The sequence below is a fragment of the Shouchella miscanthi genome (assembly GCF_007725405.1).
Classification (GTDB): Bacteria; Bacillota; Bacilli; order Bacillales; family Bacillaceae_D; genus Shouchella; species Shouchella hunanensis.
The window spans coordinates 403,964-425,938 of the sequence record NZ_CP042163.1; the positions used below are offsets into that span (position 1 = coordinate 403,964).

Annotated in this window: 19 protein-coding genes; 13 read left to right on the top strand and 6 right to left on the bottom strand. The window is 41.6% G+C overall.

Features of this window, described 5'->3' with window-relative positions:
• Nucleotides 1–7 precede the first annotated feature (7 nt).
• The 9 genes from FPV17_RS02125 to FPV17_RS02165 all read left to right on the top strand — a co-directional run bounded on the left by FPV17_RS02125 (nucleotide 8) and on the right by FPV17_RS02165 (nucleotide 8,621).
• Nucleotides 8–1,024, top strand: coding sequence for a TRAP transporter substrate-binding protein (locus tag FPV17_RS02125; protein ID WP_144557708.1), 1,017 nt, complete (start codon nucleotides 8–10; stop codon nucleotides 1,022–1,024).
• Entirely contained in the window at nucleotides 1,021–1,500 is a 480-nt protein-coding gene (locus tag FPV17_RS02130) for a TRAP transporter small permease (RefSeq protein WP_060704232.1), read from the top strand. The genes FPV17_RS02125 and FPV17_RS02130 overlap by 4 nt, the downstream gene beginning before the upstream one ends.
• A 5-nt stretch (nucleotides 1,501–1,505) precedes the next feature.
• Complete coding sequence (locus FPV17_RS02135) at nucleotides 1,506–2,777, top strand: TRAP transporter large permease (protein WP_144557710.1); 1,272 nt, start codon at nucleotides 1,506–1,508, stop codon at nucleotides 2,775–2,777.
• Nucleotides 2,778–2,795: 18 nt separating this feature from the next.
• Nucleotides 2,796–3,818: a zinc-binding alcohol dehydrogenase family protein gene (locus FPV17_RS02140; protein WP_144557712.1), complete on the top strand. Its 1,023-nt coding sequence runs from the start codon at nucleotides 2,796–2,798 to the stop codon at nucleotides 3,816–3,818.
• A gap of 15 nt (nucleotides 3,819–3,833) precedes the next feature.
• A complete protein-coding gene (gene uxuA / locus FPV17_RS02145) occupies nucleotides 3,834–4,928 on the top strand; it encodes a mannonate dehydratase (RefSeq protein WP_144557714.1) in 1,095 nt (364 codons plus the stop codon).
• Nucleotides 4,912–5,757: an SDR family oxidoreductase gene (locus tag FPV17_RS02150; protein WP_144557716.1), complete on the top strand. Its 846-nt coding sequence runs from the start codon at nucleotides 4,912–4,914 to the stop codon at nucleotides 5,755–5,757. Before uxuA ends, FPV17_RS02150 begins: the two co-directional genes overlap by 17 nt.
• A 15-nt stretch (nucleotides 5,758–5,772) precedes the next feature.
• Nucleotides 5,773–6,744, top strand: coding sequence for a sugar kinase (locus tag FPV17_RS02155; protein WP_060704230.1), 972 nt, complete (start codon nucleotides 5,773–5,775; stop codon nucleotides 6,742–6,744).
• Entirely contained in the window at nucleotides 6,741–7,376 is a 636-nt protein-coding gene (locus tag FPV17_RS02160; RefSeq protein ID WP_060704229.1) for a bifunctional 4-hydroxy-2-oxoglutarate aldolase/2-dehydro-3-deoxy-phosphogluconate aldolase, read from the top strand. The genes FPV17_RS02155 and FPV17_RS02160 overlap by 4 nt, the downstream gene beginning before the upstream one ends.
• A gap of 207 nt (nucleotides 7,377–7,583) precedes the next feature.
• Nucleotides 7,584–8,621 (top strand): NAD(P)-dependent alcohol dehydrogenase, encoded by a 1,038-nt coding sequence (locus FPV17_RS02165; RefSeq protein ID WP_144557718.1) that lies wholly within the window; start codon nucleotides 7,584–7,586, stop codon nucleotides 8,619–8,621.
• Nucleotides 8,622–8,672: 51 nt separating this feature from the next.
• Here the strand turns inward: FPV17_RS02165 and FPV17_RS02170 are convergent, their stop codons facing one another.
• Nucleotides 8,673–9,596, bottom strand: coding sequence for a hypothetical protein (locus FPV17_RS02170; protein WP_144557720.1), 924 nt, complete (start codon nucleotides 9,594–9,596; stop codon nucleotides 8,673–8,675).
• A gap of 281 nt (nucleotides 9,597–9,877) precedes the next feature.
• Between FPV17_RS02170 and FPV17_RS02175 the strand changes: the two genes are divergently transcribed.
• Together FPV17_RS02175 and FPV17_RS02180 are read left to right on the top strand one after the other, a co-directional pair.
• Complete coding sequence (locus FPV17_RS02175; protein ID WP_035392940.1) at nucleotides 9,878–10,789, top strand: sugar phosphate isomerase/epimerase family protein; 912 nt, start codon at nucleotides 9,878–9,880, stop codon at nucleotides 10,787–10,789.
• 2 nt (nucleotides 10,790–10,791) lie between these two features.
• Nucleotides 10,792–11,841 carry a Gfo/Idh/MocA family protein gene (locus FPV17_RS02180; protein ID WP_144560391.1) on the top strand — a complete coding sequence of 350 codons (1,050 nt, stop codon included), beginning with the start codon at nucleotides 10,792–10,794 and terminating at the stop codon, nucleotides 11,839–11,841.
• Between the two features lie 67 nt (nucleotides 11,842–11,908).
• Here the strand turns inward: FPV17_RS02180 and FPV17_RS02185 are convergent, their stop codons facing one another.
• The 5 genes from FPV17_RS02185 to FPV17_RS02205 all read right to left on the bottom strand — a co-directional run bounded on the left by FPV17_RS02185 (nucleotide 11,909) and on the right by FPV17_RS02205 (nucleotide 18,806).
• Nucleotides 11,909–14,203 carry a glycoside hydrolase family 2 TIM barrel-domain containing protein gene (locus FPV17_RS02185; protein ID WP_144557722.1) on the bottom strand — a complete coding sequence of 765 codons (2,295 nt, stop codon included), beginning with the start codon at nucleotides 14,201–14,203 and terminating at the stop codon, nucleotides 11,909–11,911.
• Between the two features lie 54 nt (nucleotides 14,204–14,257).
• Nucleotides 14,258–15,871: an extracellular solute-binding protein gene (locus tag FPV17_RS02190; protein WP_035392939.1), complete on the bottom strand. Its 1,614-nt coding sequence runs from the start codon at nucleotides 15,869–15,871 to the stop codon at nucleotides 14,258–14,260.
• A 33-nt stretch (nucleotides 15,872–15,904) separates the two neighbouring features.
• A complete protein-coding gene (locus FPV17_RS02195) occupies nucleotides 15,905–16,825 on the bottom strand; it encodes a carbohydrate ABC transporter permease (protein WP_144557724.1) in 921 nt (306 codons plus the stop codon).
• 15 nt (nucleotides 16,826–16,840) lie between these two features.
• Entirely contained in the window at nucleotides 16,841–17,752 is a 912-nt protein-coding gene (locus FPV17_RS02200; RefSeq protein WP_035393010.1) for an ABC transporter permease, read from the bottom strand.
• An 85-nt stretch (nucleotides 17,753–17,837) separates the two neighbouring features.
• A complete protein-coding gene (locus FPV17_RS02205; RefSeq protein ID WP_081761984.1) occupies nucleotides 17,838–18,806 on the bottom strand; it encodes a LacI family DNA-binding transcriptional regulator in 969 nt (322 codons plus the stop codon).
• A gap of 207 nt (nucleotides 18,807–19,013) precedes the next feature.
• Here FPV17_RS02205 and hutI point away from each other — a divergent pair, with 207 nt between their 5' ends.
• Complete coding sequence (gene hutI / locus FPV17_RS02210) at nucleotides 19,014–20,279, top strand: imidazolonepropionase (protein ID WP_035393008.1); 1,266 nt, start codon at nucleotides 19,014–19,016, stop codon at nucleotides 20,277–20,279.
• Nucleotides 20,280–20,300: 21 nt separating this feature from the next.
• The gene (gene hutU, locus FPV17_RS02215; protein ID WP_144557726.1) at nucleotides 20,301–21,974 is read left to right on the top strand and encodes a urocanate hydratase; all 1,674 of its coding nucleotides are present in this window, start codon (nucleotides 20,301–20,303) and stop codon (nucleotides 21,972–21,974) included.
• Nucleotide 21,975: the final 1 nt, after the last annotated feature.

Consider the following 21,975-nt stretch of genomic DNA (forward strand, 5'->3'; position numbering starts at 1 on the left):
GGTGAACTTGTTGAAAAAACTTTTACCAGCAAGCTTAGTGGCGACCCTCCTTTTAAGCGGTTGCTTAAGTGAAGAGGCGACCACAGAAGGAGAAAAGGAACCTACATATTGGAAAATGACGCATATATCCGATTCTAGTCATCTATGGCACCGTACCGCTATTGAGTTTTCTCGTCTAGTAGAAGAAAAAACAGATGGTCAGGTGATCATTGATATTTTTCCTAATAGTCAATTAGGAAGTGAAATTGATAATATCAATTCAATACGCTACGGGGCTACGGATTTAACGATAACAGGAGAAACGTTAGAAGTTTGGACACCGAACGCAGTAATGCTAGCTGTACCGTACGCTTTTGAGAACGAAACTCATATGCGGAAAGTGATTGAAGGGGATCTTGGAAAAATCATTGAACAGGATATTGAACGTGATATCGGGTTGACGCCGTTGTTCTATATGGAGCGATCACCGCGAAACGTTACAGCCAATTACCCGATTTCTACACCTGAAGATTTAAAGGGTTTTAGCATGCGTGTACCGAATGTACCGCTGTTCTTAGATGCATGGTCTGAAGCAGGGGCTGAGCCCCAAGTCATTAGCTTAAATGAAGTGTTTACTGGATTACAGCAAGGTGTAATTGATGGACAAGAGAACCCGAACGATTTAATAGAAAGCAATGGATTCTATGAAGTGCAGCAATACCTCAATCTGACAGAACATGTTCGATCTTGGATTTATGTCGTAGTAGGAACGGAACAAATGAAAGCGTTACCGGATCAGCAACAAGAAGCAGTGAGGGAAGCTGCTACAGAGGCAGAACAGTATGCACAAGAACTGCAAGAAGCAGAGACAGAAGAGGTGCTGAAACGGTTAATAGAGAGTGGTATTCAAGTTAATGAAGAGGTTGATCGTGATGCCTTCCGTGATGCGATGTTACCAGCATTAGAACAATACTTACAAGAAGAGCAGTATGAATTATACCTTAACATACTTGACGAAGCAGAGGAGGTAGGCGATTCGGAATGAAGATGATGAAGAAAGTAGATACTCTTCTAGCGTATGTGTCGATCGCTTTGTTTTTATCTTTATTGTTGATTGTTGTCATTCAAATAGTCAGTCGATACTTTCCGTTTGATTTTATCTGGACGGAAGAACTATCTCGCTATTTATTTGTCTATTCAATGGTAACTGCCGCACCGCTGGCATTACGAAAACAGGAATTTATTCGAATTGATATGCTTATTCTTGCGTTGCCAGAAAAAGTACAAAAGATCTATGAAGGAATTATTGCACTTGTCATCCTTCTTTTCTCTATTGTTTTGTTTATATACGGAATTCATCTTACGCAGTTAGGCGCAGATTTTTATGCACCTACTTTAGGAATACCTATGACCTATGCCTATTCAGCGGTTCCGTTACTTGGCCTTTTGTTCATGATTTATTCGGTTGTATACGTGGTTGATCGTTACCAAGCAACAGTCGATGAGAAAGGAGATGACTAGCGAGGATGGCCATATTAGTAGTCGTACTGTTTCTTCTATTTATTGCATTTGGAATACCAATCGCTTTTAGTTTAGGGCTAGCTTCTCTTATTTACTTACTGGTTGCTGGTGTTCCATTAACAGTAATTCCCCAGACGATGTTTGCTGGCATGAATTCGTTTGTGATGCTCGCCATTCCCGCCTTTATATTAGCTGGAAACTTGATGAACGCAGGAGGAATTACGAATCGAATTATTGATTTTGCGAATGCCATTGTTGGTCATATACGAGGCGGCTTGGCGCTAACCAATGTTGCATCTTCTTTAGGGTTTGCAGGTATTTCTGGTACCGCTTTATCGGATACAGCAAGCATTGGTTCTGTTATGATACCTGCTATGAAAAAGCAAGGATATGGAGCAGGTTTCTCTGCGGCGGTAACGTCCATTTCATCAACGGTTGGTCCGATGTTACCTCCGTCATTACCAATGATTATTATCGGTACACTAGCGAGTGTGTCGATTGGTGATTTGTTTTTAGCTGGAGCCATTCCAGGGGTACTACTCGCAATCGGGTTTTTAATTGTTACGTACATCATTTCAGTAAAAAGACAGTATCCAAAAGGGGAAAAGCAGCCACTCTCCTTTGTGGGAAAGAGTTTTCTAGGTGCGTTCTGGGCATTGTTAATGGTTGTTATCATTATGTGGGGGATTTTAGGCGGTTACTTTACACCAACAGAAGCAGCAGTTGTTTGTGTCCTTTACGCATTTGTGATTGGAAAGTTTGTCTATAAAGAGCTTCAAATGAAAGAGTTACCCCAACTACTTGGGAATACGCTAAGTTCGACAGCCTCTATACTGCTATTAGTTGGATTTGCCAATACATTTGGATGGATCTTAGTCAGCGAAGGCGTACCATTATTAATTGCAGATGGCATTTTATCCATTACGGAAAATCCAATTCTTGTTATTTTACTTATCATCCTATTGTTACTTATTTTAGGGATGTTCATGGAAACCATTGCTGCACTGGTTATTTTATTCCCGGTACTATTGCCTGTAGCAACGAGTGTAGGTATGGATCCGGTTCACTTTGGTGTTGTCATGGTACTTGCGCTCATGATTGGGTTATCAACACCGCCGGTAGGAGTCTGTTTGTTCGTCGCTTCATCCTTTGCTAAAGTGCCAATTACGAAAACAGTAAAAGAACTACTACCGTATTTTGCAGTAGCGGTCATTGTATTAATTATCGTTGCATACGTACCGTCGCTTTCGTTGTTTTTACCAAGTCTATTTGAATAAAAAGGATGTGAGTCATACATGCAAGCAATACAAGTTCAAGAGCCTGGGAAGTTGTCTATTGTTGAAATGGAAAAACCACAGATTTCTTCGCCTAATGATGTGTTAGTACAGGTTCAATGTGTAGGGATATGTGGTTCTGATGTTCATATTTATCACGGAAGTAACCCATTCACAGTCTATCCTCGTGTCATTGGACATGAGGTGTCAGGTGTAGTCGCTGAAATTGGAGAGGATGTAGCATTTCTTCAAGTAGGTGATCGAGTCTCGTTAGAACCAATCGAATACTGCGGTACATGCTATGCCTGTCGAAAAGGTCAGCAGAATGTATGTGAATCCCTTCAAGTATTCGGTGTCCATAAAGATGGCGGTATGAGTGAATTTGTAAAAGCCCATGAACAAAAATGGCATAAAGTAAACGAATCGATTTCAGCAGAAGCTGCAGCGTTAATAGAACCATTAACCATTGGTGCTCAGGCCGCGTTTAGGGGGGGCATTCAACCAGGTGATACAGTCTTTATTATGGGGGCTGGTCCAACTGGAATTGCGTGTCTGTTAATGGCAAAGGAAGCCGGCGCTTATGTGATGATTTCAGATTTCAATACAGTTAGGCTTGATTATGCATCTTCCATAGGAGCAGATGCCGTTTTTCAGCCAAATAAAGAGGACATTGAAGAAGCCATCTATAAAGAAACAAAAGGTGAGCTTGCCAATATCGTCATTGATGCTGTTGGAACAGCAGGGACGTTTGAGCAAGCGGTTCGACTGGCGTCAGTCGCTGGAACCGTTGTGACGTTAGGATTTAATGAAACACCATCTCACATTCCATCTTTATTATTAACAAAAAAAGAGCTGCGGGTTGTGGGTTCGCGACTGCAAACAAACCAATTCAAAGGCGTTGTAGAGAAAGTAAATGAAGGAATTATTTCTCCAGACGAATTAATTTCTCATCGTTTTCATTTTAGAAAAGTGGATGAGGCGTTTAAAAAGCTAGAAGAGCACCCTGAAGAAGTAAGGAAAATTGTGCTTACATTTAACGAATAAAGGAGTGGCTAACATATGAGAATGACGTTTAGATGGTACGGAAAAGAAGATGATTCTGTTACCCTTGATCAAATTAAGCAAATCCCAGGAGTAGAGGGGCTTGTTTGGGCGCTTCACCATCGCCTAGCTGGAGAGGTGTGGACGGAAGAAGAAGTGCTACAAGTGAAAGAGCAAGCAGATGAATATGGCTTTCACTTAGATGTGGTCGAAAGCATTAATGTGCATGAAGACATTAAGTTAGGATTGCCGTCAAGAGATCGTTATATCGAAAATTACAAAACGAGCTTGCGTAACGTAGCAAAAGTAGGGGCAAAAGTAGTGTGCTTTAACTTTATGCCTGTGTTTGACTGGACGCGTACCGATTTATTTAAACCATTAGAAGATGGCTCAACAGCTCTCTTTTATGAAAAAGCAAAAGTAGACAATATGGATCCGTATGAATTAATTAAAGAAGTAACGAAATCAGCTTATACGATGCCTGGTTGGGAACCAGAGAGGTTAAAGACTATCGAGCAATCGTTTAAAGCCTATGAGGAAGTGGATGAGGAGCAGCTTTGGAAGAATCTTGCTTATTTTCTCGAAGAAGTACTGCCGGTAGCAGAAGAGGAAGGCATAAAGATGGCCATTCATCCAGATGATCCACCTTGGTCTGTGTTTCATTTGCCACGTATCATTAAGAATGAAGAGGCAATTGAGCGTTACTTAGCGATTTCGAACAGTCCATCTCATTGTTTGACGCTGTGTAGCGGCTCTTTAGGTGCAAACCCAGCTAACGACGTTCCACGCATCATTAGACGGTTCCACGATCGCATTGCGTTTGCACACATTCGTAATGTTCGAATCTATGAAAATGGTGATTTCATTGAAACCTCTCATCGAACGCAAGACGGCTCTGTACCAATAGATGATGTCGTGAAAGCTTATCATGAGAGTGGCTTTACTGGCTATGCGCGACCTGACCACGGAAGACATTTATGGGGCGAGGAATGTAGACCTGGTTACGGTTTATATGATCGCGCTTTAGGCATTATGCATTTATGGGGCTTATGGGATGCCTACGAACTTATTAAACGAAAGGAAGAGAGTGAAAATCATGCTACCACTACATGAAGGATTAAAAGGGAAAACCGCTGTTATTACAGGTGGGAGCGGGGTTTTATGTCAAGAGATGGCAAAAGAGTTAGCTCGTCAAGGGATGAACGTTGCCATATTAAATAGAACAATTGAAAACGGTCAAAAAGTCGTTGATGAGATTAAACAGAACGGTGGAACAGCCCTTGCTGTTTCGTGCGATGTATTAAGTGAGGAAAGTGTATCGCAAGCATATGATCAAGTGAAAAAAGCCTTTGGTGAATGTGATCTATTAATAAATGGAGCAGGAGGAAATCATCCTGACGCCATTACCGATAAAGAACACTTTCATGAAGAAGATCTTACCGATTCAACCATAACATCCTTTTTTGACTTAGAAATAGCTGGTTTCGATCACGTTTTTCGTTTAAATTTGCTCGGTACATTAATTCCGACACAAGTATTTGCAAAATCGATGACAACAAGAGGTGGAACGGTTATTAATGTGTCTTCTATGGCAGCAGCGACACCAATGACAAAGGTGCCAGCTTATAGTGCAGCAAAGTCTGGAATTGACAATTTAACGAAATGGCTATCCGTACACTTTGCCGAAGCAGGCATACGTATAAACGCCATTGCACCTGGGTTCTTTTTAACTGAGCAAAACCGTCACTTATTACGCACGGAAGAAGGAGAATGGACGAGTCGAGCGGAAAAAATTATTGCCCATACGCCGCAGAATCGTTTTGGACAGCCAGAAGACTTATTAGGCACTTTACTATGGTTGGCAGATGATGACACATCCCGCTTTGTCACAGGTATTACGGTTCCAGTTGACGGCGGATTTATGGCATATTCAGGCGTATAAAAGGAGGCGGTCGTAATGAGCCAATTCGTGACATTTGGAGAAACAATGGTGTTATTTGAAGCTGCTACACAAGGACGATTACGATATGTACCGTCATTTCTAAAGAAGATTGGTGGCGCCGAATCAAATGTAGCCATTGCATTAACAAAGCTTGGTCATAGTGCTACGTGGTTTGGTAAAGTTAGCGATGATGAAATGGGGCACTATGTGGTCCGAGAAGTAAAGGCAGAAGGTGTGGATACAGAGTATGTGACCTATACAGGAGAAGCGCCAACGGCCCTATACATTAAGGAGCACCGGAGGGAAGAGGAGCTTGCTGTTTATTATTACCGCCATGATTCCGCTGGGAGCACGTTGACAAAGGAAGACCTTGCGTATGAAAAAATTGCCGATGCATCGATTTTACATGTCACAGGTATTACACCATTATTAAGTAATAGTTGTTATGAAGCAGTTCTCGCAGGTATACAGTGTGCAAAAGAACATGGAACGTTCGTTTCATTTGACCCTAATCTTCGTTTTGCTCTTATTCGTAAGCTAGGAGAAGAGGTAGCACGTCAGCGATTAGTAACAATTGCTGCACAAGCAGATCTTGTTTTACCTGGCTTAGATGAAGCGAAGTGGTTGTTTGGTGACATGGAAGAGCAGGATTATCTCACAAAGGTTACTGAATTAGGGGCAAGGAAAGTCGTCATTAAAAATGGTGGTGACTATAGTCTCTTTAAAGATGAACAGAGTTCTGGGAAAGTGGACAGCTTCCGTGTTAAACAAGTAGTCGATCCAGTTGGAGCAGGAGACGGGTTTGCTGCTGGAGTGCTAGCTGGTTTGCTAGAGAACAAGTCACTTGAGGTGTCCGTTCGAATGGGTGCCGCTGTTGGGGCTTTAGTCATTGGTGTAAAAGGTGACATTGAAGGGCTACCGACAAGGAAGGAAGTTGACGCTTTCTTATGTGATGATGACAAAGTGTATGGAGGAGTTTCACGATGAATGATGGGTTATCAACGGTACTTGAATCAGGTGTATGTGCGGTGTTGCGTAAATTACCTCCAGAAAAAATGGAATCGATTGCGGATGCCCTCGTCGCTGGTGGTGTTAAAGGTCTTGAGGTAACCCTCGATTCCGAGCTAGCACTAGAAACCATTAGCGCGTTAAGCAAGCGCTATGACAAAGATGTCGTCGTTGGTGCCGGGACGGTTTTACATGCAGATGATGCGATAGCGGCGATTGATGCTGGAGCGCAATTTATTTTTGCGCCGATTCTCTCACAGGAAACCATTGAAGCGGTGAAAAGTAGAGACATTCCAGTCATTCCAGGAATCTTTACGCCAACAGAAGCGTTTCAAGCCGTTCAATTAGGTGCCGACTTAGTAAAGGTTTTTCCTGCAGAGTGTGTTGGGCCTCAGTTTATTAAGTCTGTAAGTGGACCGCTCCCTCAAGTGAAAATGATGCCGACTGGTGGAGTGAACTTAGACACGATTCCTGACTTTATTAAAGCTGGAGCAGTGGCAGTTGGAGCAGGTAGCTCTTTATTATCAAAAGAAATAATTGAAAATAATGATTGGGAGCAGCTTACGGAGACAGCTCGTGCATATGTGGAGAAAGTAAAAGAAAGTCGATAGGTGGTTAGGGGACTATCAGTAACGGATTTACGTTGCTGGTAGTTTTTTTGATCTGGACCAGTTATTAATCCGCATGTGCTTTGTACTTGACTTAGAGTGGACTCCAGGGAATAGGATACGTTTAATCAAAGAAAAAGGGGGAATCAGGGAACTAGAAAAGGCTTGAAAGTAGAATGGTAAGCGCAAATTGATTGGAGGATAAGTGGAATGAAGGTAAAGGCGAGAGCAGTTAATGGTCCAACAGACGCATTTAAACATACCGAGATTTCACGCAGAGATCTTGATAAGCATGATGTTTTAATTGATATTAAGTACGCTGGAATCTGTCATTCTGATATTCATACGGCGCGAGGAGAATGGGGTGAAGTTCAGTATCCTTTAGTACCTGGACACGAAATTGCTGGCGTTGTAGCTGACATCGGCGACGATGTAACTTCATTTAAAGTAGGAGACCGTGTTGGCGTTGGTTGTATGGTCGATTCATGTGGAAAGTGTACAAGCTGTCAAGAAGGTGAAGAACAGTATTGTGAGGAAGGAAATATTCCGACTTATGCGGGAGTGGATAAGTATGGGGACTACACACAAGGTGGGTATTCCACACACATTGTTGTAACGGAAGGATTCGTTGTCCGCATTCCTGACAATATTCCTTTCGATGCAGCAGCACCGTTGCTATGTGCAGGAATTACAACGTATTCACCATTAAAGAGATGGCAAGCGGGAGAAGGAAAAAAAGTAGCGGTAATTGGTCTAGGTGGTCTTGGGCATTTAGGAGTAAAGATTGCACATGCAATGGGTGCCGAAGTAACCGTTCTTTCACAAACGTTAAAAAAGCAAGAGGATGGACTAGCATTTGGGGCAAAAGAATATTATGCAACAAATGATGAAGAAACGTTAACGAAGCTAGCAGGTTCGTTTGATTTTATTCTAAATACGGTCAGTGCCAAGTTGGATATGAGTGCTTATTTAAACTTATTAGCATTAAATGGCACCTTAGTAAATGTCGGTGCACCGAGTGAACCGTTAGATGTCAACGCGTTTTCGCTTATCAGCAAAAGACGATCATTTGCCGGTTCAATGATTGGTGGTATTCGCGAAACGCAAGAGATGCTAGATTTCTGTTCGGCGCATTCAATTCTTCCAGAAATAGAAGTCATATCAGCAGACAAAATCGATGACGCATACGAACGGGTGCTACATTCAGATGTCCGCTACCGCTTCGTTATCGATACGAGTACAATTTAGCAACATAACAGAAGAGACGAGAGGCGTTCCAACCGCCTTTCGTCTCTTTTTTCACGCATTAAGAATAAACGCCCGTTTTTGTTTACGAATGTCTTCTAAATCAGAGTGTAGCTCTTTTTCTATAGTAGCTAATTGAGATAAAGTGGTTTCGACTTCTGCTAATAGAGTAACTGCTTGTTCATGAGAATCTTTAATCTTTCCATGAACCATCCAATCAACAATGAAGCCATCGAAGAAGTAGTCAGCAAATGTAAGAAATCCTGTTAGTTCAATCTGGAAAGAGGTAAATTGATTGACGTCTTTTAATTCTTCTTCAAATTGTCTTAAGTGACGTTGAACTTGATGAATAAGTGCTTTCGCATCATCGACATGGCTATGTTTCATGGCGGTCGTTAAAAAGCCTCCACCAAAAAGGTCAAATGTAGACCAGTCGCTTGCTTTATTAAGAGAAAAAATGGTGCTTTTCAATGCCTGTTTTGCTTTTTGGCCTACTTCTGTTGCTTCTTTTATTTCATTCATATAGATCGTAGTTGTTGAAGCTGCTTCTACTAGAGAGTGTAAGGCGGTATTTTTCTCTCCTAATAGTACGTCTTTCTTTAAATCTAGCAGTCGTTGAAAATCTGCCTTAGGGTTCCCTAATGAATGCAGATGTGCGTCAATTTCTTCAAGCTCGTGATGTAAATCAGTCATTGTTTCTTCGGCTTCCTCGTATTTCAGTTGAGCTTTTAAGACGAGTGCTGTAGCCTCATCGATTTTTTCGGCTTTTCTGCCTGTCACGGCATGAAGAAGACTCGAAAAGGAAAGGCCGCTTAAGCGATCAACGTCTTGCTGTTTATCTTGCAAGATCGTTTTTAACTGTTTCGATTTTTGTGTCTGCTCTTCTAAATTGGGTCTAATTCGGTCCAGATGTGCGTGCCATTTTTCATACTGACGGATGCGTTCTTTTACATCTGTAAATTCTTTTTCATAATTCAATGATGAACACCCCCTTATCTATATAACGTTCAAAAGAAAGAAAGGTTTCGCATGTAACATAAATGTTGCAGGAATTGAATAACTTGTTATAATGTTATAATAATATGAAAAATTCGAAGGAGCGATTGTAGTTCCCTAACGGAACAGCTCAATCTAGCCATGCACAGTCGAGCATGGCTAGATTGTTGTCAGTATTTTCTCTTTATTAAAGAATGAAATTAAAGGAAATGTAAACGTTTTAGCGAACGTTTATGTAGAAACATAGAGGGTGAGGGTATAGCATGAAGGTTGGTTTAAGTTCATACAGTTTAGTCCAAGCACTAAGAGACGGTAGAATGACGATTCTAGAGGCAATTGATTGGGTGAGAGAGCAAGGTGGCTCACATATGGAGCTCGTTCCTTACGGCTATACGGTAGTGGATAACTACGATTTAGCAAGTCAAATTAAAGAGCGTGCCGCACAGGTTGGAATTGAACTATCTGCTTATTGTATGCCAGCTAATTTTATCCAACCGACAGAAACGGCATTTAATGAAGAAGTAGAGCGAGTTAAAGCCCATGTTGACGTTGTTCATCATATGGGTATGACACTCATGCGACATGATGTGACGGCTTTTTCATTACAGCCAGAAGAAATGTCTATTCATTATTTTGACGATCATTTTGAGGAAATGGTACTAGGTAGTCAAATGATTGCTGATTATGCTAAGACCCTGGGCATCACCACAACGATTGAGAATCACGGTTTTAATGTGCAATCAAGTGATCGTGTTCAGCGAGTGTTACGTGCAGTAAATCGGGACAATTTTAAAACGACGCTAGACATAGGGAATTTCTTATGCGCAGATGAAGATCCGTTAGTTGGAGTACGAAAAAACCTCCCGTACGCGGCTACGGTTCATTTTAAAGATTTTTATATTCGTCCCTATTATGAGAATCCTGGTGAAGGAGCTTGGTTTAGAACATCGAATGGAAACTATTTACGTGGGGCCATCCTTGGTCATGGAGAACTACCTGTGCGCGAAATCATTCGACAATTAAAAGTGGCGAAGTACGACGGTTATCTTGTAGTGGAGTTTGAAGGAATGGAAGATTGTTTTCTTGGTTCACGTATTAGTATGAATAATTTAAGCCGACTTTGGGATGAAGTAACGGTAGATGGTTGGAAGTCGGTAGAAGGGGCGAGAGCTTAATGATGAAAGTAGTTGTTATTGGATTAGGTTCAATATCTGAAATGCATATAAAATCATACATACAAAATGAGCAAGTGAAGTTGTATGGTTTATGTGATCAAAATGAAAGTCGTGCCCAAGAAAAAGCGACTCATTATCGTGTGAAGCATGTATTTACAGACCCTGAAGAGGTGTTTAACCATCCAGAAGTGGACGGTGTAAGCATTTGTACGTGGAATCGAACTCATGCTGATTTAGCGATACGAGCATTGCGAGCAGGCAAACATGTTCTAGTTGAAAAACCGATTTCTATGACTGTACAGGAAGCAGAAAAAGTTCAAGAGGCTGTGGAGGAAACTGGAAAAACGTTACAAGTCGGATATGTGAGGCGGTTTGGAACGAATGCGCAAGTGCTTAAAACTTTTATTGATGATGGAAAGCTCGGCGATATTTATTATGCGAAAGCGTCACTGCTAAGAAGACTTGGCAATCCTGGTGGCTGGTTTGCCGATAAAGAACGTTCTGGAGGTGGACCGATTATTGATCTAGGTGTCCATATCATCGATAGTTGTTGGTACTTAATGGGTCGCCCAAAAGTGAAATCCATAACAGGACATGTTTATGATCAGCTGGGCAACCGAAGTAATGTTAAAAACCTATCATTTTATAAAACAGCTGACTATGATGCGTCACTAAATACAGTTGAAGACTTAGCCAATGCATTAATTACGTTTGAAAATGGTAGCTCTTTAATGGTTGACGTATCGTATTCGTTGCATACAAAAAAGGATCAGCTTGGTATGCAAATTTTTGGAACAAAAGGTGGAGCAGAGCTCGAACCAGAGCTTTTGCTTGTCATGGAAGAAAACGACACGATTTTAAATGTCGAGCCACAAATCGATCATCGAAGCTTTGATTTTGATAATGCATTTCAAAAGCAAATTGATGCTTTCGTAGAAGCATGCATAACTGGAGGACCGTCTCCTGCACCAGTAGAGGACGGTTTAGAAATTATGAAAATACTTGAAGGCATCTATCAAGCCTCCGCACAAAAGAAGCCTGTGGAACTATAATGTAAAAAAAAACCTAGTTACTCCTGCTACAGTGGAGTACTAGGTTTTTCTTAAGTTGTTTAACTGCTTACAGAGTTCCAGTATGGCTTCTGTAAACCCCCTCGATTGTTAGTGATTGTCCTTTGTTATGAGTGATTGAAACGAATTGCACCGCTTTTTGTACGCTATATTCAAAGCGCCATAATGGAATGACGGTGTATTCTTCAAGATTATACGTTGTAAAACTCGATTCACCCTCATCTGAATGCAAATGGATGACAACGGGGTCAGGCTGCGAAAAATGACTTACATGAACGATTAAATAGTTGGCACTTGTAAGATCTTCTTTTTTCGACAACCTAATGATTTGCTGCACTTCGTTCACTTGTTCAATGGTGACGGTTAATGTTTGTGGCGGAATCACTTCTTTATAGGCAAAGCCATTCGTTTGCTGCAATAAGCGTTGATGGTCATGTACAAAATGATGATAAAGAGGCTTCTTGGTTTGGCGATCCATATGGAAGATTCCCATCGTTTGGTAAAATTGATTATGGTTCACATACCAGTCAAATGCAGTCCAATAGTCGATTGTAGACACGTATCCGTTTGGATTATGCTCACCGTCTGGCGTAACCGTCGCCTTTTCTAATAAAGCGAGCTGAACATCTTGATAGATTTCGACTTGCTTTTCAATATAGCTTCTATCCGCATTGCTCCATATTCCATATTCCGTATTCATAATAGGCTTATCAGGCCACGCATTATGTGCGTGCTCAATAAAATGCTTTGTTCCTTCATAAGGCGTACTTCCGTGAAAAATACCAAAATACATCGTCCATCCTGCCACATCTAGCGGTTCCATAGAAGGATCATGAAACCCGGGCTGATCCGCTGCTGAGCTTTGTGTAAGCAGTCGTCCATCAGGGTAGTTCGTTTTCGTTTCATGAACCAGTGTCTCATTATAGTGTTTTCGAAGCGTGACATCTTTTGATTCATTTTGAGTACTCCACATGGCGATGGATGGACGGTTATAGCTGGAAAAGATCATTTCTCTCCACATTTGATAAGAAATGCCCCTTCTTTCTTGAGCTTCATAATGGGCTGTTTCAAATTGCCATAAAGGAATTTCAGCCATACTCGGTAAACCAAATCGGTCCAAGGCGATAAAGGTTTCAATATGGTTCGGGTAGTGAGCTGTACGAACTAGATTAATGTGTAAAGAAGAGAGAACAGTTAAATCATCCACAATTCGTTCCCATGAAGCCGTTCGGCCATATTCTGGCCATTCTTCATGTCGAGCAACACCAGCAAAAAAGACAGATTGGTCATTTAACTTGATGCGAGGCCCATCGGTTGCCAGTGTACGGAATCCAAACTGAGTGTAAAACGAATCAATGAGAGCATCATCGTTATAAAGCTGAAGACCTAACACATATAAATGGGGTTCACGAATGCTCCAGATCTGTGGTTGCTCAATCGTGACCGTCTCTTTTATTTTTTTGCTTTCCCCGGAAGCAAGGGTGACTGTTGTCGCTTGGGCAGTTGGCACAGGTACTTCATCTTTGCATATGCTTTTTGCTTTTGGACTCTTCAACCAGTCAGGGGATTGAAAATCCGTTGTAAAAAATCGCGGTTTTATGAGTGCTGTTACCGGTTCACTTGAGCGATTTTCTAGCACATATTCCATTTGCAATTTTCCTTGCAAAGTAAGAGGAACAACGTCTACTCTTGAAATGTATAAACTTGGAACAACCTCTAAGTAAAGATCTTGAATGATGCCAGTGTAATTGAAAAAGTCGTTGTTTACAGCAGGAACCGTATCTAATCTTGTTGTCCATGGTGGATTATCAATGCGCACAGCAATGAGATTTTCTCCTGGTTTTAATAGGGTGGATACATCAAATGCAAACGGCGTGAATCCACCCTCATGATAGCCAACGTACGATTCATTGATCCAAAAATCACAAATATACGAAACACCTAAACATTTTAAGGTGACGACTTGTTCAGCGTATGCTTCGGGCCAGTGAATGGTTTTACGATACCATACGCCATCTTCGTAGGTTTCTGCTGCATGTACCTCCTCTTTGCCGGTTAGATGATTTTCAGGGGCTGGCAATGTTTTCGCTTCCCACCCCTCATCATTGTACGAATATGATGCAAATCCCTCTTGTTCGGTTTTCGCAATCCAGTCTTCGGTGCGAGCATGCATGGACCAGTTATGATTCGCACGAAACCGCAGCTTCTTCCATTCTCCAGCAAGTGAAAATGTTACCCGATCTTGAGGATCGAAAGACGGATAAACCATATTGTATTGATAAGGAATTCGATCTTTAAATGAAAGGGTACTTGGTACAGTACCTTCTGTGTAATGTTCGTTCATCTTAACACGCTCCTTCGTTGTGAAAAAAGCGGACAGGATAGCCCGCTTTTAACGTTATAAACCGAGTCGCTCTCGATTCTCATTCATTTTTTCATTACGGATGGCTTCGACAGCAGCGAAATTATTTGTTTCGAGAAATGTTTCATACTCGCCAAGGAGGCGGTCAAATTCAGCATCGTCTTTTGCTCGAATCATACTTGCTAAAGTGGTCGCCCAAGTAGAATTAATATTCACTAACGAGCGTGCCTCAGCAGTCCCTTGATCCGGATTGATGTTTTCAATAAGAAACTGTGGCTTAAGCTTTCCCTTAGTCCATTTCTGAATTTGATCAACTGCGATAGACGCTTCGTTTTCGCCGTGTTCAAGTGCAAATCCATCATGTCCAAAAAACCAAAATTCACCTAAACGATAAGACTTTTTGTATTCTTCTGGATTGTCATTTCTCATTTGCAATACTTCTTCGTGCAAGACGGCTTTACCATTTTCATTGAATTCAAACGTTTCGCCTTCAACACCAAATGTTGTTAAGTATTGTCCTTCGTCACTTAGAAGGTAGGTAAATAACTGAATCGCTTTTTGCGGATCAGACACTTTGTTAGTAATATAGGTGACTGTCCAACCTGAAAGGCCAGCTTGATTTAAGGTTGGCTCGTTCCCGTTTGGATTCTTTGGACCATCAACCGCTATATACCTTTGATCAGGATCTCTAGCCACATTGGTTTGCAAGGAGCCGGATAATTGAGCGATGCCGCTTGCGAAAACAGAGCCGTACTGGCCACGCTCCACTTTTTCTTCAAAAACGGTATTATCATCAGAGAAATTATCATCGCTAATCAAACCGAGCTGATAGGCTTCGTTAAATGTGCGAATCCAGTCTAAGTAGCTGTCGTCTAAGTTTCGGTTATACCAGTCGCCGTTTTCGTCTGCAATGGGGACACCGAGGTGATTTTGAAACGTGTCACCAATTGAACCGACATCACCATCTGAACCAAACCCTCTGAAAGCAAAAGGAACAACGTCAGGAAATGCTTCTTTCATTTGCTGTAAGCTGGTTATAAACTGTTCCGGTGTCGACAAATCAGGCTCGCCTAGCGCTTCATAAATATCTTCGCGAATTATGAACGCATCCGACCCAGGAATAATGTCTGCTTGATAATCGTCAATTGTATTGGAATAACTCGGGTAACCATACGTATACCCGTCTTCAAGTTGATACCAATCTAAGGTTTGCTCTTGTGCGACTTGATGGAAATAAGGGTCATAGTGATCAGCCAATTCTCTTAGTGGTAACGCCCAAGTCGGTGCACGTAATGCTGCTTGTGATTGACCATCAAAGATTGTTATCAAATCAGGCAAGTCACCGCCGGAAAAGAGCGTATTTAAGTTTGAATCGTCACCTGTTATAAAGGTAATATCAAGATTTAAATCTTCCTTCAACTTTTTTGTAATGACATCCTCTCCGTAAGCACGGTCAAACCATTCGGCATTCACATACCACGTTAATTCAACATTTTCTTCATCATCAACTTGCCAAGCTGGTGTATTCGGATCAATCTCATAACGAGCCTCTTCTAAGTCATCGATTGACACTTCTGCACCAGAACTACTACAACCAGTGATCATAACGAAACCAACAATTGACATGAATCCCATTACATTTTTTCTCAATAGTAACGCCTCCTTTAGTAAATAAAAAACGAGCTATTCTTTTACTGCTCCAATCATCATTCCAGATATTAAAAACCGTTGTAAAAACGGATAAACCAACACAATTGGGACGGTAGCGACAACAATTGTAGCAAGTTGAATGGTCTGGGAGGATGTCGGGATAATGACTGATCCGACGACATTTTGCATATTAGCCGCTTGTTGCTGAACAATAATTTCGTACAGTTTCATTTGAATCGGATAAAGCGCTTCATTCGTAATATACAAACGAGCGGTCATAAAATCATTCCATTGGTAAACACCATTAAAAAGAGCAATAACGGCTAGTACAGGTGTTGATAACGGTAAGATGATTTGTAAGAAAATGCGCCACACACCAGCGCCATCTATACGTGCCGACTCCTCCAAAGAAGTCGGAATCTCTCTGAAAAAATTCATGAGAATAAGCATGTTGTAAAAGCTGAAAAGAGCAGGAATAATGTAAACTAAAAAGTTATCAAGTAACCCTAATGAGCGCATTAGTAAATAGATTGGTATCATACCGCCACTGAAAAACATCGTCCCGACACCAAGGGCAATAAAGATCTTTCTTCCGATTAGGTCTTGTTTACTCATGGCGTAGGCAACCATCGCTGTAAAAAAGACGGAGGTCGTTACACCGATAACGGTTTTTAATACAGAGATAAGAAATGCGTTCCAAATGCTAGGGTCGTTAAAGACAACCCGGTAAGCATCTAGAGAAATCTGCTCTGGCCATAATCGAATCCCTGGCGTTGCAACGGAGGCAGAGCTGCTAAAAGAGCCAACAATGACATCCCAAATCGGAAAGATAATAATCGTTGTAAAGACGATCATGAAAAGAACGTTCAGTGTATTAAACAGACGGTTTTCTTTAATGCCGGCTGGTTTGTTACGTTTAGTAGGTACAGTTGATTTTGGTTGTAAAACAGCCATAGCACATGCCTCCTTTTAAAAGATAGAACGATTGTTAAGCTTTTTCGTGATTTTATGTGTAATGATAACGAGAATAAGAGAGATAATGGATATCGCTAAACCAACCGCTGTGGCATAAGAGAAATCGCCTTGTACAAGACCAATCTTGTAAACGTATGAATCAATCACCTCTGCTCGAGAAGCATTTAACGGATTAATTAACACAAGTGTTTGATCTAGATTGGAGCCAAGCAAGCCACCCACAGCTAAAACGAACATAAGCGCGATAATAAAGGACATTAGTGGAAGGGTGATGTGCCAGATTTGTTGGAGCTTAGTGGCACCATCGATTTTTGCAGCCTCATAATAGGTTGGATCAATGCTTGCCATCGTAGCGAGATAAATGATCGTTCCCCAGCCAACGCTTTTCCATACATCAGATAAAACCGCAATCATCCAGTAGCTTTGTGCTTCAACAAGAAAGTTCCGCGGTTCATCAAGGATGCCAATGGTCATTAAAAAGCTGTTTAACAAGCCCGTTGTAGAAAGCCAGCTCGTTAACATACCGCCAACGACGATCCATGATAAGAAGTGAGGGAGGTACGAGATTGTCTGAACCGAACGCTTAAATAAGCCAGCCTTTAGTTCAAAGATTAAAATGGCCAAAAGGATGGGTGCTGTAAATCCAATCAGTAGCTTCAGAAAGCTGATTGCTAACGTGTTACGAACAGCGCTCCAAAAAAACGGATCACTAAAGGCAATTTTGAAATTGTTTAAGCCTACCCATGGTGCAGAAGAAATCGTGTCTGTAACGGAAAAGCTTTTAAACGCGACGACAATTCCGTAGATGGGAATATACGTAAAAATAATCATAAAAATGACGCCAGGTATAACCATAAGTTGTAGCGGTAGTTGCTGTTTATATCGTTTCAGAAAATTAGGTTTCACTTTCAATGTAAGTCAGTCCTCCTCCTCTTTATAAAAGCGCTTTCAACATAATGTTAACGTTATCATTTTGAGCAAGAATCTGCTTTCAAGAATGAATGGCTTGAAATACAGAATTATTGACGCGTAAAACAGGGCTAATCATTCGTTGTGTCAGTGCTACATCGGGTGACTCAATCCGCTGAACAAGGATAGTAGCAAGTTCTTTCCCAACTTCGTATACAGGCTGATGGATTGTTGTAATTTTTGGGTCTGTTAAGAGTTCGTAGCCTAATCCATCAAAGCCTGCGATGGACAAATCATGAGGTACGTTTTTCTTTAACAAACGTGCAGCTCGAATGGCTCCTAGCGCTAGCTCATCGCTCATGCAAAATAAAGCAGTCATGTGAGTACGCTCAAACAATTCAATGGTCTTTAGATAACCAATATCCTCTTTGTTCTCAGCGAACTCGATTTTATCTGAAGAAAACGAAATACCATTGTCCAGTAAGGCTTGTTTGTAGCCGTTAATCCGATCAGAAACGAATTGTCTGTTCTCGTTAATAACGATCAAACCAATGTCTTTATGGCCAAGTTTAATTAAATAAGTAACCATTTCGTAGGCACCTTGATAGTTATCGACATCCACCCAATCATAAGTAGGTAATGAGTGTCCGAATAAGACAGTAGGAACATCAAATTTTTCGTCTAGAAGGGCTTCTTGATCTGCGGTAACACTCATTGCAATAATGCCATCACACTTGTATGGATAATCCCATTCTCGACGAACTAAAAAAGAATAGTGTTGCTTGCTTAATTCGTCACTAACACCAGCTAGAAAGTTCATCGCAAAAGGGTTGGTCAATTGTATGTCCTGTGAAATAAAAATATGTATGACTCGCGTTTTCTTGGTAACGAGCGCTTTAGCTGCTTGATTGCCTTGATATTGTAGCTCTCCTATTACTTTTAACACTTTCTCTCTCGTTTTTTCTTTTACGAGTTCCGGTGTATTAATCACTCTTGACACAGTGATAGTGGAGACACCTGCTGCCTTTGCGACTTCTTTCATATTTGCCATTCCTTCACCAATCCTGACTCAAAATGATAACGTTAACATTTTGAATTATATAGAGAGTGTGAGTAAGCGTCAACTCTTTTTTGAAAATAAAGATAAAAAGGACCGATTAAAGGAAAACAGCTCTTCATCACGAAAAGTATTTGTATAGAGTACGGTTAGAAATACAGTGTTGTTGTAAAGGAGGGGAAGACGGTGAATTCAAATCGAATGGTCATACGACATGCACGTCAGCTCGTAACAAATGAAGCGAGTCGTCCGTTAAAGGGACGTGAAATGGAAACGAATCTTAAAGTAATTGAAGATGGTGGCGTATGGATTGAGAATGGATTAATTAAAAAAGTGGGAACGGATAAAGAGGTGTGGAAAGCGGTATGTGATCATGGACAAACGAAGCTTGTGACATTGATTGATGCAAGTCAGCATCTTGTTACGCCTGGTCTTGTTGATCCCCATACACATTTAGTGTTTGCAGGTAGTCGTGAAGATGAATTTGAAATGCGGTTACAAGGTGCGGCTTATATGGACATTATGAATGCAGGTGGAGGCATTCATCGTACAACGTCAGCAACAGCAGCAGCGACTGAAGAGGAACTAATGGCTGTTGGTAAAGAAAGGCTTGATCTCTTTTTACGTCATGGAGTGACAACCATTGAAGCAAAGAGTGGGTATGGACTGTCATTAGAAAATGAACGCAAGCAATTGGTAGTAGCAAAACGCTTGAATGCCATTCACCCTGTCACAATTGTATCAACCTTTATGGGGGCTCACGCTGTTCCGGAAGAATATAAAACAAATCAAGATACGTTCGTAGATAGGATTGTAGATAACATGATTCCTTCCATAGCGAGGGAAGGCTTGGCTCGATTTAATGATGTTTTTTGTGAAAAAGGCGTATTTACACCTGAACAATCAAAGCGCATTTTAGAAGCTGGAAAAGCACACGGACTCATTCCGAAAATACATGCTGATGAAATCGTTTCGTATGGTGGGGCAGAGCTTGCTGCAGACGTTGGCGCCATCTCTGCAGATCATCTTTTGAAGGTTTCTGATGAAGGGATAGAAAAAATGGCGGCTAAAGGTGTCATTGGTGTATTACTACCTGCAACTGCATTTTTCTTAATGGAACAACCAGCAAATGCTCGAAAAATGATTGCTAGCAATGTTGCTGTGGCACTGTCAACAGACCGAAATCCAGGGTCAAGCCCAACTGAATCAATGCCGTTTGTCATGAACTTAGCTTGTTTAACAATGGGAATGACACCCAAAGAAGTTCTTACTGCGGCAACAATAAATGCTGCGAGTGCTATTGGCGAAGAACAAGTAGTTGGAAGTTTGGAACCGGGAAAAAGAGCTGATCTTGTGTTTTGGAATGCACCAAATTATACGTATTTACAATACCATGTTGGCGTCAATATGGTAGACAAAGTGTTTAAAGACGGCAAGCTTGTTGTTACGAATGGAGTAGTCATTTAACTCGTTAAGGGGGCTAATTTAATGAAGAAACAAACTGGACAGCGCACAGTACGTGCACCAAGAGGGAATCAGTTGCAATGCAAGGGATGGGCTCAAGAAGCTGCAATGCGGATGCTGCTTAATAACCTTGATCCAGAAGTTGCTGAAGACCCTGACCACTTGATTGTCTATGGTGGAATCGGTAAGGCGGCTCGGGATTGGAGAAGTTTTGACCAGCTTATTGCTTCATTAAAAGAGCTAGATAATGATGAAACGCTCCTCGTACAGTCTGGCAAACCAGTGGGATTGTTCCGCACCCATGAAGCTGCACCAAGAGTGTTGATTGCTAACTCTAACTTAGTTCCATCGTGGGCAACCTGGGATCACTTTTATGATCTTGAGGAGAAAGGGTTAATGATGTACGGTCAAATGACAGCTGGAAGTTGGATCTATATTGGAGCGCAAGGCATATTACAAGGCACGTATTTAAGCTTTATTGAAGCAGGAAAGAAAGCGTTTGGAACGCCAGATTTAACAGGTCGTTTTATTGTAACTGGCGGGATGGGCGGAATGAGCGGTGCCCAGCCATTAGCAGGAAAAATGGCAAACGCTGTTATTCTTGTGGTCGAGGTCGATCGGTCTCGAATTGAAAGGAAGATGAAAGAAGGTTACTGTGATGTTCTCGTTGAGTCGTTAGACGAAGCACTAAAGCTTGTTGAAAAATTCACTTCTAGTGGTCAGCCAGCTTCAATTGGTCTTGTAGGAAATTGTGCTGATGTGCTGCCGGCGCTTGTAGACAAAGGGGTGACCCCGGACTTTGTTACCGACCAAACAAGCGCCCACGATCCTCTGAACGGGTATGTTCCAAATGGGTTAACCCTTGCTGAAGCGAATGAATTAAGAGAAAACGACCCGAAAGCATACGAAAAGCGCTCGATTGAAGCGATGGGGAAGCATGTGCAAGCTATGCTTGATTTACAAAAAGCAGGAGCAGAAACATTTGATTACGGCAACAATATCCGCGCCTATGCAAAACAAGCAGGTGTCAGCAATGCATTCCATATTTCTGGATTTGTACCAGCGTACATTCGACCTTTGTTTTGTGAAGGAAAAGGTCCCTTTAGATGGGTAGCCCTTTCAGGAAACCCAGAGGATATATACACATTGGATCGACTTGCTTTAGAAATGTTTCGTGAAGATGAAGGTTTAGTGAACTGGATTAGAATGGCTCAAAAAATGGTGAAGTGGCAAGGGCTACCGGCGCGAATTTGTTGGCTTGGCTATGGCGATCGTGATCGTTTTGCTCTAAGGGCTAATGAGATGGTTGCTAGTGGCGAACTGGAAGCACCAATCGTGTTTGGGCGTGACCATCTTGATTGTGGCTCTGTAGCATCGCCAAATCGCGAAACAGAAGGAATGAAAGATGGCAGTGACGCCGTTGCAGATTGGCCCATTTTAAATGCTTTAATTAATACGGCTGGAGGGGCAAGCTGGGTTAGCGTTCACCATGGTGGCGGTGTCGGTATGGGCTATTCCGTTCATGCAGGACAAGTTCTAGTGGCTGATGGCAGTCAGTTAGCGAAGGAGCGGATAAAACGAGTGTTGATTTCAGATCCTGGTATGGGAATCGTTCGACACGTAGATGCAGGCTATGATCGTGCATTGGATGTAGCAAATGAAAAAGGCGTTCATATTCCGCTTAAGAAGGGTGATTAAG

Bases quoted from the DNA above. Each gene is read 5' to 3' on its own strand.
- FPV17_RS02130 (WP_060704232.1), top strand. From the start codon at position 1,021: ATGAAGATGATGAAGAAAGTAGATACTCTTCTAGCGTATGTGTCGATC.
- FPV17_RS02135 (WP_144557710.1), top strand. From the start codon at position 1,506: ATGGCCATATTAGTAGTCGTACTGTTTCTTCTATTTATTGCATTTGGA.
- FPV17_RS02140 (WP_144557712.1), top strand. From the start codon at position 2,796: ATGCAAGCAATACAAGTTCAAGAGCCTGGGAAGTTGTCTATTGTTGAA.
- uxuA (WP_144557714.1), top strand. From the start codon at position 3,834: ATGAGAATGACGTTTAGATGGTACGGAAAAGAAGATGATTCTGTTACC.
- FPV17_RS02150 (WP_144557716.1), top strand. From the start codon at position 4,912: ATGCTACCACTACATGAAGGATTAAAAGGGAAAACCGCTGTTATTACA.
- FPV17_RS02155 (WP_060704230.1), top strand. From the start codon at position 5,773: ATGAGCCAATTCGTGACATTTGGAGAAACAATGGTGTTATTTGAAGCT.
- FPV17_RS02160 (WP_060704229.1), top strand. From the start codon at position 6,741: ATGAATGATGGGTTATCAACGGTACTTGAATCAGGTGTATGTGCGGTG.
- FPV17_RS02165 (WP_144557718.1), top strand. From the start codon at position 7,584: ATGAAGGTAAAGGCGAGAGCAGTTAATGGTCCAACAGACGCATTTAAA.
- FPV17_RS02175 (WP_035392940.1), top strand. From the start codon at position 9,878: ATGAAGGTTGGTTTAAGTTCATACAGTTTAGTCCAAGCACTAAGAGAC.
- FPV17_RS02180 (WP_144560391.1), top strand. From the start codon at position 10,792: ATGAAAGTAGTTGTTATTGGATTAGGTTCAATATCTGAAATGCATATA.
- FPV17_RS02185 (WP_144557722.1), bottom strand. From the start codon at position 14,203: ATGAACGAACATTACACAGAAGGTACTGTACCAAGTACCCTTTCATTT.
- FPV17_RS02195 (WP_144557724.1), bottom strand. From the start codon at position 16,825: ATGGCTGTTTTACAACCAAAATCAACTGTACCTACTAAACGTAACAAA.
- FPV17_RS02205 (WP_081761984.1), bottom strand. From the start codon at position 18,806: ATGGCAAATATGAAAGAAGTCGCAAAGGCAGCAGGTGTCTCCACTATC.
- hutI (WP_035393008.1), top strand. From the start codon at position 19,014: ATGGTCATACGACATGCACGTCAGCTCGTAACAAATGAAGCGAGTCGT.
- hutU (WP_144557726.1), top strand. From the start codon at position 20,301: ATGAAGAAACAAACTGGACAGCGCACAGTACGTGCACCAAGAGGGAAT.